Source organism: Streptomyces piniterrae, from assembly GCF_005048155.1.
GTDB classification, from domain to species: domain Bacteria; phylum Actinomycetota; class Actinomycetes; order Streptomycetales; family Streptomycetaceae; genus Streptomyces; species Streptomyces piniterrae.
Map to the genome: position 1 here is coordinate 181,856 of NZ_SUMB01000004.1, position 12,582 is coordinate 194,437.

12 protein-coding genes are annotated in these 12,582 nt (G+C 69.0%); 5 read left to right on the forward strand and 7 right to left on the reverse strand.

Features of this window, described 5'->3' with window-relative positions; translation table 11 throughout:
* Positions 1 to 67: 67 nt before the first annotated feature.
* Entirely contained in the window at positions 68 to 517 is a 450-nt protein-coding gene (locus FCH28_RS13470) for a phage tail protein (protein ID WP_136740115.1), read from the reverse strand.
* 185 nt (positions 518 to 702) lie between these two features.
* Positions 703 to 1,260: a TetR/AcrR family transcriptional regulator gene (locus FCH28_RS13475; RefSeq protein ID WP_136740116.1), complete on the reverse strand. Its 558-nt coding sequence runs from the start codon at positions 1,258 to 1,260 to the stop codon at positions 703 to 705.
* An 88-nt stretch (positions 1,261 to 1,348) separates the two neighbouring features.
* Here FCH28_RS13475 and FCH28_RS13480 point away from each other — a divergent pair, with 88 nt between their 5' ends.
* Positions 1,349 to 2,506 carry an FAD-dependent monooxygenase gene (locus FCH28_RS13480; protein ID WP_136740117.1) on the forward strand — a complete coding sequence of 386 codons (1,158 nt, stop codon included), beginning with the start codon at positions 1,349 to 1,351 and terminating at the stop codon, positions 2,504 to 2,506.
* 75 nt (positions 2,507 to 2,581) lie between these two features.
* Positions 2,582 to 3,448 carry a GNAT family N-acetyltransferase gene (locus tag FCH28_RS13485; protein ID WP_136740118.1) on the forward strand — a complete coding sequence of 289 codons (867 nt, stop codon included), beginning with the start codon at positions 2,582 to 2,584 and terminating at the stop codon, positions 3,446 to 3,448.
* 67 nt (positions 3,449 to 3,515) lie between these two features.
* On the opposite strand, the gene FCH28_RS13490 is transcribed toward FCH28_RS13485, so the two are convergent.
* Both FCH28_RS13490 and FCH28_RS13495 read right to left on the reverse strand, forming a co-directional pair.
* Positions 3,516 to 4,022, reverse strand: a complete 507-nt coding sequence (locus FCH28_RS13490; RefSeq protein ID WP_136740119.1) for a DUF6624 domain-containing protein — start codon at positions 4,020 to 4,022, stop codon at positions 3,516 to 3,518.
* 298 nt (positions 4,023 to 4,320) lie between these two features.
* Positions 4,321 to 5,019 (reverse strand): TetR/AcrR family transcriptional regulator, encoded by a 699-nt coding sequence (locus FCH28_RS13495; RefSeq protein ID WP_136740120.1) that lies wholly within the window; start codon positions 5,017 to 5,019, stop codon positions 4,321 to 4,323.
* A 77-nt stretch (positions 5,020 to 5,096) separates the two neighbouring features.
* Between FCH28_RS13495 and FCH28_RS13500 the strand changes: the two genes are divergently transcribed.
* Both FCH28_RS13500 and FCH28_RS13505 read left to right on the forward strand, forming a co-directional pair.
* The gene (locus FCH28_RS13500) at positions 5,097 to 6,338 is read left to right on the forward strand and encodes a choice-of-anchor Q domain-containing protein (RefSeq protein ID WP_136740121.1); all 1,242 of its coding nucleotides are present in this window, start codon (positions 5,097 to 5,099) and stop codon (positions 6,336 to 6,338) included.
* A 213-nt stretch (positions 6,339 to 6,551) separates the two neighbouring features.
* Positions 6,552 to 7,328, forward strand: coding sequence for a class I SAM-dependent methyltransferase (locus FCH28_RS13505; protein ID WP_136740122.1), 777 nt, complete (start codon positions 6,552 to 6,554; stop codon positions 7,326 to 7,328).
* A gap of 106 nt (positions 7,329 to 7,434) precedes the next feature.
* On the opposite strand, the gene FCH28_RS13510 is transcribed toward FCH28_RS13505, so the two are convergent.
* Positions 7,435 to 8,040 carry a TetR/AcrR family transcriptional regulator gene (locus FCH28_RS13510; RefSeq protein ID WP_136740123.1) on the reverse strand — a complete coding sequence of 202 codons (606 nt, stop codon included), beginning with the start codon at positions 8,038 to 8,040 and terminating at the stop codon, positions 7,435 to 7,437.
* A 263-nt stretch (positions 8,041 to 8,303) separates the two neighbouring features.
* On the opposite strand from FCH28_RS13510, the gene FCH28_RS13515 reads away from it, so the two are divergent.
* The gene (locus tag FCH28_RS13515; RefSeq protein ID WP_136740124.1) at positions 8,304 to 9,509 is read left to right on the forward strand and encodes an FAD-dependent oxidoreductase; all 1,206 of its coding nucleotides are present in this window, start codon (positions 8,304 to 8,306) and stop codon (positions 9,507 to 9,509) included.
* 420 nt (positions 9,510 to 9,929) lie between these two features.
* Here the strand turns inward: FCH28_RS13515 and FCH28_RS13520 are convergent, their stop codons facing one another.
* Both FCH28_RS13520 and FCH28_RS13525 read right to left on the reverse strand, forming a co-directional pair.
* Complete coding sequence (locus FCH28_RS13520; RefSeq protein ID WP_136740125.1) at positions 9,930 to 10,955, reverse strand: RICIN domain-containing protein; 1,026 nt, start codon at positions 10,953 to 10,955, stop codon at positions 9,930 to 9,932.
* Between the two features lie 700 nt (positions 10,956 to 11,655).
* Complete coding sequence (locus tag FCH28_RS13525) at positions 11,656 to 12,303, reverse strand: hypothetical protein (RefSeq protein WP_136740126.1); 648 nt, start codon at positions 12,301 to 12,303, stop codon at positions 11,656 to 11,658.
* Positions 12,304 to 12,582: the final 279 nt, after the last annotated feature.

The following is a 12,582-nucleotide window of genomic DNA, read 5'->3' on the forward strand; positions in this document are numbered from 1 at the left end:
TGCAGACCCTTGGGTACTGTCCGATGGGTCGTGTGACCAAGGGCTCGACAGGTGCCACCGGCGGTGCTCACTGGATTGCTTCGATTTTGGCTTCCTCGTAGCTGATGGTGACGCTTTCCGTCGCCGAACCCGCCCCCCCTGCTTCAAGCGTCGGGCCTTTCCAGGTACTGGCCCACGCGTTCGTGAGGTGGTACCGGACCATCGGCTTGTTGTCCCCGTCGTGCTGAGTGATCGTGATATCGGGGGCGTCTTGAACGGGCCCCTGCTGTTCAGAGGTCCTGTGGACCCAGTCGGTGAACGGGCCTTCGGCATCCGCACCGCGCGTGATCGTGACTTCGCCAGGGCCATCATCTGCGGACGGCACAGAAGTCACGCCGCTGCGTGGTGTGGGGTTGCGGACTTGCTCGCCGTTCTCCTGGCCGTATCCAAGCCCGCTCACCGACTCCACCGTCGCCACCTGGAACTTTCCCAGATCAACGGAGAAACGGTTGGCAGAGACGGAGTCGCCGAGAGCCATGATGTGCTCCTTTCGCAGAAACGGTGGCCAACCAGTGCCTCCCCTCTCGGCTGCCAAACCAGGCCGAGGTTCACCCTCGCGAGTCACGCCAGAGCGAGCCGCGGAGCCTGCCGACCCATCGGAGACTCCCGACACCCCACCGGCCGATCGGAAACCGGGTGCGGACGTCGGTGCGGTGGTGTGGGTTATCGCAGGGCCGCCGCCACCAGTCCGCCGATGTCCTCGGACGACACGGTTCCGCCCCCCACCAGGCGGTCGAAGACCAGCCCGTCCACGCAGGTCAGCAGCGTGACGGTACGGTCCTCGGCGTCCGTAACGCCGTGCGCGGCCAGGAAGTCGCGTACGACCTGACGCCCTGCGTTCTCGCGCGGCACGAGGATCTCCCGCAGCTCGGGGTGGTGCACGCTCTCGATGGCGCACGCATAGCGCGCGAGGGAGCGCCGGCGGCCGTCTCCCGTGAGCCGTTGCTCGATGAAGGCGGCGATTCCGGCTGCCAGTTCCTCGGCGTCCCGCGGCACGGGTGTCTGCTCTCCGGTCGCCTGGAGTTCTGCCTGGTCGAGGGCGACCAGGCGCCGGACCAGTGCGGTGAGCAGTGCCTGGCGGGTGCGGTAGTAGGCGGACGTGGTGCCGGGTGGCAGATGTGCTGCCCGGTCCACCGCGCGATGGGTCAGTCCTCGGATTCCGGCCTCGGCGAGCACGTCGATGGCCGCGTCGGCGAGGACGGTACGTCGGTCTGTGGGCATCCCCCCTTTCTACACCCGTAGAGGAGCGGAGTACTCTTCTTCTACATCTGTAGAAGGTGTGTGGCGGGGCGGGCAAAGGAGGGCCGATATGGGTGGCAGTGCGGTGGTGGTGGGCGGAGGCATCGGTGGGTTGGCGGCCGCGATCGGTCTGCGTCTGATCGGCTGGGAGGTGACGGTCGTCGAACGCGCCCCTGTCCTGGCCGATGCGGGTGCGGGCATCTCCCTGCACGCCAACGGCGTCCGCGCCCTGGACGTCCTCGGGGTGGGCGAGGCGGTGCGCGCGGCCGCGCGGCCCCAGTACACCGGGGGCACCCGTGTCCCTGGGGGCGGCTGGCTGGCCCGGATGGACGGGACCACGCTGGAACGCGAGTTGGGCACACCGATCGTCGGTATCCCCCGGGCCGTGCTGCACCGGCTGCTGCGCGCGGCGCTGCCATCCGAGTGCCTGGTGGTCGGGGCCGAGGTGACATCCGTCGGCCGTTCCGATCCCAGCCGGGTGCAGGTTCCGCTCAACCACACTGTCCTGGAGACGGATCTGGTCGTGGCCGCCGATGGAGTGGGCAGTCGGCTGCGGGCCCAGCTGTTCCCCGAACACCCCGGCCCGGTCTACAGCGGGTCGACCGTTTTGCGCGCCATCACCGAGCGTCCGGTCGAGATGGACGGCGACTTCGAGCTGACCTGGGGCAGGGGCGCCGAGTTCGGCCACATCGCGTTCGCCGACGGACGGATCGAGTGGCATGCGGTGCTCAACTCGCCGCCCGGCGTGCGGCATGCGGACGCCCTCGCCGCGATGCGCCGCCGCTTCGGCGACTGGCACGCTCCGATCCCCGCGCTGTTGGACGCGACCCGGCCCGACGCCGTCCTGCACCACGACATCCACGAACTTGCCACCCCCTTGCCCGCCTTCGTCGCAGGCCGAATCGCCCTGCTCGGTGACGCGGCCCACGCCATGACCCCCAACCTCGGCCAGGGCGCCTGCCAGGCCCTGGAGGATGCCGCCGTGCTGGCCGCCGCACTCGCCACCGAGCCCACCGTCGAATCGGCGCTGGCCCGTTACGACGCCGAGCGCCGCCCGCGCAGCCAGTCCGTAGCACGCGCCGCCCGCCAGGCCGGCCGGATGGGCCAGCAACTCACCCACCCCCTGGCCGTCGCCCTGCGCAACACCGCCCTCCGGATTGCCCCCTCCCGCGCGACTGTCCAGGCCATCCTGCGACATGCCGACTGGACACCGCCGGGCCTGGGGTGACGGCCCCGGGCCGCACCACGCCGGCCGGTCGGAAACCGGGTGCGGACCGTCGGTGCGGTGGTGTGTGATCGGGATATGGCGATTGCGTTGGGCGAGCCGGGAGTCGACGGGCTGAGCGAGGCTGTGGGCGCGCTGCGGGAGTGGCAGTACGACGGGGCGCCGATGCAACTGCATCCGGGGGACCTGGGCTGGTTCTGGCGGTTGGGTGCGGAAGCGACCGCCGCGGCGGTCAGGACGTGGAGCCGGGGCGGAAGGATTCTCGCCGTCGGGCTGCTGGACGGTCCCGGGCTGCTGCGGCTGACGATCGCGCCAGACTCCCAGCGGGACGAGGAACTGGCGCAGCAGTTGGTCGACGACGTCACCGATCCGCAGCGCGGGGTGCTGCCCGAGGGGAAGGTGAACATCGAGGCGCCGAAGGGTGCACTGGTCCAAGATCTGCTGTCCGAGGACGGCTGGAACGCCGACGAGCCGTGGACGCCGCTGCGCCGCGACCTCACGAAGCCGGTGAAGGACCCAGGCGTGCGGATCGAGGTGGTCGGGCCCGAGCAGGCGCATGTGTTTGCCGCCGTACATCGGGCAGCGTTCGACGGGTCGAGGTTCACGGACGAGCGCTGGCACGCGATGGCGGCCGGATTGCCGTACGCCGACGCCCGGTGTCTGGTCGCGTACGACGACCGGGGCAGCGCGGTGGCGGCGGTGACGGTGTGGTCGGCCGGTCCGGGTAGGCCCGGGTTGCTCGAACCGATGGGCGTGCACCGGGAACATCGCCGTCGCGGCTACGGCGAGGCGATCACCGTAGCCGCGGCGGCCGCACTCCAGGAGCTGGGCTCGTCGAGTGCGCTCGTCTGCACCCCGAGTTCCAATGTCGGCGCCGTCACCACCTACAAGTCAGCCGGCTTCCAGCAACGCCCCGAGGTCCGGGATCACTACCGCGACGCCTAGAGCCTGTCCGACGGATCTTCCCACGGCAGATGAGCCTCAGGGCATGACCCGTCGGACGCGGCCGGCGTCAGGCCATTGAGAACTTGGCAACGTACTCGTCGAAGGGCTCGATGCCGACTTCGACGCGGAGTTCGTCCATGCGCTCGGGCTCTTCGCAGGGCCACGGAACCGGTGCCCCGTCCTTCACGCCGGCGATCTGTGTGCCGTAGGTCTGTTTGCGGCCCTCATTGACCCGCGTGCGGTCATGCAGAAAGGCCAGCTCCCGCGCGCTGGCCGCGCCTGCCGACACCGCCTGCTGCATCAGTTGGAGAGCGCGTCGCTGAACGTCAAGCTGCCGGTCGGCGTGCTGGGCGATCAGCCACGCTGCGCGGGCGGCCTCCTTGCCGACCTTTTCCGCCGTCGGCCAGCCGTACTCATCCATGATCTCGCCGAGTCGGTCACCATGCCGCGCGGTAAGCCGGCGCCACGCCAACTGCTCGGCGGCATCATCGCTGTTGGCGTGGACTGAGGACTGGTGATCGGCCGCAGCCATGGCGGTGAGTTCCTTCGCCAGCGCGGCAATGTCGTGCGCCACTCTCGACTCCCAAATCAGGTCGGTACGTCGTGCTCGGTCCCCGTAACCCTATGAGTGCATAACGGGCGTAAAGATCATTCCGGAGAACGGTGACAAGCACCTCCGCGGACCGCGATAATGGATCTACCCCCGAAGCCAGAGCCGGATCGCCGCGACGGTCACGGTGCCCTGGAAGACGTAGGCACGCTTGTCGTATCGCGTGGCCACCGCACGGAAGCCCTTGAGGGCCATACGGGTTCCACTGCCCGGTCTCCCTGTAACACCAGGGGACCCGATGCGACCCGGCGGAACCCGGCGCTCACACCTCTCCCGGCTCACCCTCTCCGGCGTCCTCCGCCGGATTGGCCACGCCCAGCAGGGCGAGACAGATGTGCAGCACGGCGTCCTCCAGGGCGGGGACCTCGCCGATGCGCCCCTGGCGCAGACAGCGGCAGACGGCTTCGTGTGTGGCGTCGGCCGCGGCCATGTAGGTCTCAGGGGGTACACGGCGCTGACCGGGAATCTTGGCGTGCCAGGCGCGCATCGACTCGGCGAACCAGGAGCGGCAGGCGTCCTGGTGCTCCTGCGCCCGGCCGCCGGCCGCCGCCGTCTCCAGGAAGAACGCCCTGGCGAATTCGGGTTCTTCGGCGATCAGCCCGAGAAAGGCACGGATGGAGGCACGAAGCGTCTCCACGCGGGAGAGGGACTGCGCCGACGAGCGGGCAAACGACGCCTCAAGCCGCTTGACCATCAGCTCACGACCCGTCTCCGCAGCGGCGATGAAGCACTCCTCTTTGTCCGCGAACAGTTCGTAGAACGTCTTGCGGGACACGCCCGCCCGTGCCGTCACATCGGTCACGGTCACGACGCTGTAGCCCTTTTCGGCCACCACAACCGTCATCGCGTAGAGCAGTCGCTGACGCTGAGAACCCGTCACACGCTCCCGCGCGAGCCCGTGCGGCCCGCGCGGAAGGTCGGTCAGGCTCGGCTGCAGCAGCGGCCGGATTGGCTGTCTCATGAGTGAGAAACAGTCTGGTACACGTTATAGACGCAAGCGTTTCTCACCATCTCCCCCATGAGTAGGAGCGCACCCCCATGAGACGTTCGACCGCCCTTTCGGCGCTGACCGCCTCGCTGGCGGCCTTCGCAGGGATCGTGGCCACCGCCCCGACCTCTGCGCAAGCAGCCTCCGCGTCGGCGACCTTCACGGTCGACTCCACCGAAGATGCCGTGGATGCGGATGCGTCCGACGGCGTCTGCCGCACCGCCGGAGGCACCTGCACCCTGCGCGCGGCCGTCATGGCCGCGAACGCCCGGCCCGGCAGCACGATCGAGTTACCCGCCGCCCACTACCTGATGACCATTCCCCCCGACCCCGACCAGCTCAACGGGCGCACCGCCGACCCGACCAAAGGCGACCTGAACATCCTCGAGCCGACCACCATCCGGGGAGCCGGGGCGCGGGAGACCATCATCGACGCCGACCACATCGACCGGGTCTTCCGCATGGGCGCCGACACGCAGCTGTCCGACCTCACCGTCACCGGAGGAGACGCCAAGCAGCGGGAGGTGCCCATCACCGACCCCGGTGGGGGCGGCATCGCCAACGGCAAGAACATGACGCTGCGCCGGGTAACGGTGACGGGGAACCGCGCCGGCTACGGAGGCGGCATCTTCAACATCCCCAACTCCCACCTGTCGCTGATCGACAGCACCGTCAGCCGCAACACATCGGGCGAGGCCGGAGGCATCCGATTCGACGACACCGGCACCGTGGTCAATTCGACGATCGCGGACAACCGCGTGACCGACGACTGGGACCGGCCGGGCAGCCTCTCCGGATTTGGCGGCGGCATCGACATACGCGGCACCGGCCTGGTGGACATCCGCAACTCCACGATCACCGGCAACACCGCCACCGACGGGGGCGGCGGGATCAACATCGCCCCCGCCTACCTGGACAGCCTGCCGGGACCCATTACCGACCCCATCAACCTGCCGCTGGGTCACCTCGCCCTGAAGAACACCATCATCGCCGAGAACACCATCGGCCAAGCCGCAAGCGACTGCAAGAACGTCTTCGCCACCATCGAGTCACGGGGCAACAACCTCGACAGCGGAAACAACTGCCACCTCACGGCCGAGGGCGATCTCCCCAGCCGTGATCCCCACCTCGGACCCCTCGGCGAAAACGGCGGGCCGACGGACACCGTGCCATTGCTGTCCGGCAGCCCCGCCATCGACGGCGGCGCCGACTGCCCGTCCGCCGACCAGCGCGGCGTGCTACGGCCTCAAGGCCCGGCGTGCGACATCGGAGCCTTCGAATACGAACGCTGACTCCCGCCTGTTCCTTCCCCTCCCCCCTCAACGACTCACTCCTCAAGGACTCACCCCACGAGGACTCATACCTCAAGGACTCCACGACCGCGTGGAGTCCTTGAGGCTTGCTGAGCGCCACCGCCACATCCACAGATCAAAGGCGAAGAACCGCTCGACGATCCACCGCATCGCGTCCAACTCGCAGCACAGACAGACGGATAGGGTGACCGCGTGGAACAGGATGACCCGCTACGTCTCAGCTCGTCGTTCGGAGCGGCGGCGGCTGCCTACGCCGAGCACCGCCCGGACTACGCGCACGCCGCGGTGCGCTGGGCGCTCGAGCCCGCACCCGGTCTGCGAGTGCTCGACCTCGGCGCCGGAACCGGAAAGCTGACCGCCGCGCTGGTCGCGTTGGGCGCCGACGTCATCGCAGTCGAGCCCGACCCGGCGATGCTGACCGAGCTGCGCCGCACGCTGCCGGCTGTCCGTGCACTGGCGGGGGGTGCCGAGGCGATTCCGCTGCCGGACGCGTCTGTTGACGCCGTGCTGGCCGGCAACGCCATGCACTGGTTCGACATGTCCGTCGCCGGGCCCGAGATCGCCAGGGTCCTGACACCCGGCGGCATTCTGGCCGGCCTGTGGAACGTCATCGACGACCGGGTCGAGTGGACCGCCGGACTTGAGCAGGTCAGCGGGAGCGCGGCCATCGGCCCGCGGGACACGCTCAGCAGCTGGCGCACGGCGACAGCGGACATGCATCTTCCGAAGAGCGGCGTCGCCCGGTTCGGCTCGCCGGAGCAGGCCGAGTTTCCGCACGGGCAGCGGCGCACCGCCGACTCCCTGGTGGCGACACTCGCGACGCGCGCGGGGATGCTCGTCATGCCGGAGCAGGAACAACAGGCCACGCTCAGCCAGATCCGCGCGTTCCTCGCAGACAGGCCGGAAACCTCCGACGGCGAGTTCACCCTCCCGATGCTGACCGGTGTGCTGCGCGCCCGGCGGCTGTGAAAGCCGAGCCGATGCCTGGCTGTGGGTGAAGAACCGCTCGACGATCCATCGCTGCGGCAGGGCCATGGGGAGGGGGTCGCGCGGCTGATGCGGCATCTGGCCGCGGTTACCCGTCCCGACCAGGTCCGTCTTCCTGTCGTGCCAGGGCGGTGGTGCCCCAGCCGTGTTCCAGCAGGGTGAACAAGTCGCGCATGGTCCGGGCCGGGTGCCGGCTTGCGCGGGCGATGCTGGGGGCTTCCAGGGCGAAGCGTGCCAGACCGGTGACGGCGGGGTCTTCCGGGGCGAGTCCGGTGGCGTCGGCGAGGGTGGCGGCCAGAGACTTCTCGTGGCGTGACCACATGCGTCGGGCGTAGTCGCGTAGCGCGGGAGTGGATTCGACGAGGACGAACGTGGGGTCGTCGGTCCGCACGGCGGTACGGGTGTGCACCATGTGGTCGCGCAGGGCGTGCAGCACGGGCTGACCGGGGGCTCGGTCACGAATGGCGGCGACCAGGGCACTCTCGACGTCCGCGTCCAGGTCGAAGACGAGGGCTTCCTTGCTGGGGAAGTGTTTGAAGAGCGTGCTCAGCGAGACGTCGGCCGCCTCCGCCACCTCGCGTACACCGACGTTGTCGAAGCCGCGCTCGGTGAACAGCCGCAGTGCGGCATCCGCCAGGGCCTGCCTGGTCTGAGCCTTCTTGCGTTCGCGACGTCCTGCCGTTGTCCCTGCCATGGGCCCACCCTACCCCCTTGAGGAGATTCGATCACAAAGGCGATCGACTGGAAAGTCGGAGCAGTTGTACTTTTGGAGCGGCTGTGCTTCTGTGGGCGAGTACTCCTGACAAGTACTCAGTTGCCGTCCCTCAGAGCGTGTTTCCACACTGGAACGACTGATCTGCCATGCCCGAAACAGGGCGTCACCACAAGAGACCAGTTCTCACAGACCAGCTCTCAGAGACAGCACTCTCCTCAACCGTCGAACGGAGCGTGACCCGCATGTCCACCATCTCCACCACCTCCACCACCTCCACCACCCCGCGCATCGCGATCGCCGGCGCCGGCCTTGGTGGCCTCGTCTGCGCGCGCGTCCTGCAGCAGCACGGCTTACCGGTCACTGTCTTCGAGCGTGAGGCCGACCCCAACTCCCGCTCGCAGGGCGGCACTCTCGACATCGAGGAGGACACCGGCCAGGCGGCTCTGCGCGCGGCCGGACTGTTCGACCAGTTCCTCGCCCTGTCCCGGCCCGAAGGCCAGGAGTGGCGCCTGTACGACCGCCACGCGACCCTGATACGCCACGACCAGGCCGGCGAGGGCGATCTGAGCAGGCCCGAGATCGACCGCGGCCAGCTGCGGGCGCTCCTGCTGGACTCCCTCACCCCTGGCACGGTCCGCTGGGGCCACTCCGTAGAAGCCGTCACCCCGCGACCCCACGGCACCGCCCGCCTGCACCACCACGACCACACCGGCGCGCACTTCGACGACTTCGACCTGGTGATCGGCGCCGACGGAGCCTGGTCCCGGGTACGTCCCGCACTCTCCGACGCCCAACCCTCCTACGCCGGCGTCACATTGGTCGAAGCCCACTTCAACGACGTCGACCACCGTCACCCCGGCATCGCCCACCTGGTCGGCCGCGGCACCATGGCGGCCAAGGCGGGCCGCCGCAGCCTGGTGCTGCAGCGCAACAGCAACGGACACGTCCGCGCCTACATCAACTTCCGCGGCCCCCAGGACTGGCATGCCGGCCTCGACCTCGCCGACACCGAAGCCGTACGCGCCCGTCTCCTCGCCCAGTACCAGGGCTGGCACGAGAGCCTGCTGGATATCCTGCGCCACAACGAGGGTGGTTTCATCAACCGCCCCATGTTCGTCCTTCCCGTCCCCCACTCCTGGCAGCGCGTCCCCGGCATCACCCTGCTCGGCGACGCCGCCCATCTGATGCCGCCCGTCGGCGTCGGCGCCAACCTCGCCCTGCTCGACGGCGCCGAACTCGCCCAAGCCGTCATCGACCACCCCACCATCGACGAGGCCCTCGGCGCCTACGAAAACGTCATGCTGCCGCGCGCCACCGACAACGCGAAGACCGCCCAGCAGATGCTCACCACCCTCATGCCCGACACCGACTCCGACGAGGCCCGCTTCCCCGACACCCTCTGGCCGGCCAGCCCCCTCTCTGACCCACACCCCGCTCACACCAGCTGATCCCATCCCAGCCCAGCCCAGTTCGGCCGACAACGCACCGCCCCCAACGCCCGCCGCACACGCGCCAGCCCACCGGATGACACCCCGTAGCGACTTCAGGTACGGCTGCCGGGTCGCGGCGCGGGGCGTGTGCGGGGGGCCGCGCGCTCTCCCGGGCAGGGCGGGATCTCCCTACACTGCGGCCGTCGATCAGATGCATCGGTGCATGGCGACGCCAGTACGGGGGTACGGCCGGATGGGCAGACACAGGGGGCAAGGGTCTTGGAACCGGTCCGCTCCGGCGCCTGGAGCGCGGTCCCATCGCCCTGGCCATCACCTGCCGCCCCCGCCACGCCGACGCGTCCGCAGGCATGTTCCGCTGGTCCGCACGCTGACCCAAACGAAACTGCCTAGTCGGTTGTTGTCATCAGGCGGCTCTTGCTAGACGTGCCCGCGTCGGCTTACGCGTCCCTCTCCAGATCGAGACCAGCGGCTCGTGGCAACCCATGCGACCAGAGCCCCGGCGACGAGCAGTCCGGTGGCGGCGATCCCCAGCGGGAGTAGGGCGTTGCCAGCGCCCGTTTCGGCCAGGGCGGTGTCCTTCTTCGGCGCGTTGTCCTCGGGGACGCCGTTCTTGGAGGGGCCGTTCTTGGAGGGGCCGTTCTTGGAGTTGCCCTCCGTGGGGATGCCGGAACGACCGGCGGCAGGGGGTTGCGCCCCCAACGAGTGCGGGGAGTTCCCCTTGGGCTTTCCCGCGGGCCGGAGGTCCCGGGTCGGTGCTGACTCCGGTGTCTTCGACGGCGTGCCTGCACCGCAGGTTGAAGGAATCGTCCATTTCTGCGCCGAGCTGCCACCGCATGTGGCGGTGGTCAGTCTGCCGTCGGCCGCCGCGGCGAGGCAGCGTCCGGACTGGGCGTTCTTGAGGGTCTTCGAGGACTTGTCGTAGGTCCAGCGCTTGGCATCGTCGGAGACCTTGCCGAACGTTCCGAGCTCACGGGAGCCCTTGCAGTCGCGGACGTGGATGGCGTCGCCGTCCTGTGTCAGGCAGCCGCTGTACGCCAGACGCAGGGTCCGGTCGGCGGCGTACGCCCAGCCCCGGTCGACGGCCGCCGTACAGTCGGACAGCCTGGCCGGCATGCCGTCGGTGCGTTTGCCCGGGGCGCTGAGGCACATCTCGCCGTGCTGGACCAGCCCGAGCGCACTGTTGCCGATGGCATTGCGCTGCTCGCTGCCCTGCCGGGTGACCTCGACCTCGGCCTGCCCCGAGGCTACGGCGGCACCGCCACCACCTCCGTCGCTTCGACCGGGGTTGGTGCTACCCCTGGGGAAGCTGTACAAGGAGTTCTCGGAGCCGGGGTGGCCGCCCGCAGCGACGGCCGACGATGCGGCGGTGAGGCCAACGCCGGACGCCAGGCCGAGCGAGAAGAGAGCTCCGAGGACGCGGCGTCCGCTACGAGCATTCATCATGGTGAGTCCATTTCCGTAAGGCTTTGGGCGAGCGGAGCTCCAGGAGAGGGAACTGCTGAAGGGGGCCAGAAATGGGCGTACTCGGTCCGCTGGGACCTGTCTGAGGGAGTCCCTGGGGGAATTCTCTGGGGGAATCTCTGCGGGAACCCCTGTGCTGGGACTGTGCCTGCCGACACGCACCCGGTCTCTGGACTGCGGACAGTCAATGCAACGTCCAGGCCAACGGGAAGAGCGTCGGTCTATCCCTTCGGATAAATCTCGGGTCGGAATCCCGAATCACTACGGGGCCGCGCAGTCCGGACAGTGACTCAGCGGCCGGGCGAATTTGATCACGGCTTGATGTGACGCGGAAATGTGAGATCCGCCGACGCATCGCTCCGTAGGTATTGGCGACCGCGTCCGCAGAGGTTTGCCGCGCTGTGACGGGTCTTCTCCGTAGGGAGAGACGAGTGCCCTTCCGGTCAGGGCGATGACGCGCGTTGACTCGTCACTGTCACTGTCACTGTCCCGGCCACGGCCCGGAGCGCCTGCGGTCTTCGGCCGTGCCGCCTCCGTCGCCACGGCCTTTTGCTCACACGAACAGGAGTCCCGCCATGTCCAAACGCGAACGTGGCAAGCATCGCGCACCCAGTCAGAGCCGGAGCCGACGTATGGCGGCCCGGGGGACCGCCGTGACGGCTCTGGCCGCCGGCCTGGCCGGCTACGGCCTCACCGCGGCGTCGACTGCATCCGCCGCCGACGGCAGCACGGCGTCCGCCCCCACGAAGGACTGCGTCAAGGCCGGTGCGGCAGTCCGCTTCAGCACGAAGCCGATCTGCCCGGCGCAGCCTCCCAGCGCCACGGAGAAAACCGTTGAGCGAGTGTTCGACGGCGTCACGAGCTTCGGCGTCTCCGAGCTCATGAGAGCTTCAGACACAGTGATCGACGGCAGGGGGCAGGAGGGCTGCACCAGCGCTGCCGCAGCCCGCTTCAGCACCAAGCCGCTGTGCAAGCCCAGGCCGCTGACATCAACGGAGAAGACCGTTCGGGGGGTGGCCATGAGCTTGCTGCCCACGGCTTTGGGCAAGCTGCCCGGGTCCATGTTCGGCACACTGCCCAGGTCGCCGGCAAGTTTCGCTCCAACCGAACTACAGATGGTCAACAAGTTCCAGAAGGCCGGCTCCTCGGGGGCCGACGCGGCGAAAAGGCTCGACTCGGCGTTGCATGACCAGGACGCGGCGCCGGCCGGCAGCGCGCAGAAGTCCGACGACAAGTCGCCGCAGGAGCCGAACGGGGCGTCCTCCTCAACGCACGTCAGCGGGCCCTGCTGGGGATCATCCCTTGAGGGCACGAACTCCAGCCGGGCCATGTTCAAGCTGCCCCCGATCAGTAGCTGCTCCGACGGTTAGGACGACGGGGCTCCCGGAGGGGCGGGGCCCGGACCCGGGATCTCAGGCGGCTCAACATGCCGCATCCCGTCAGAAGCGCGCCCTGTCCGATGCCGAATACTCGGTGACACCGCTGGACGTGCCGGGCGTGTGCAGGTGGTCCCTGCTCCATGCGGGGCAGGGACCACACCGTGGGCGACTCCCCCGTCAGTGGGGAGCCCGTTGGCGAGCCTCCCCCATCAATACCCTTTGGACTTGGC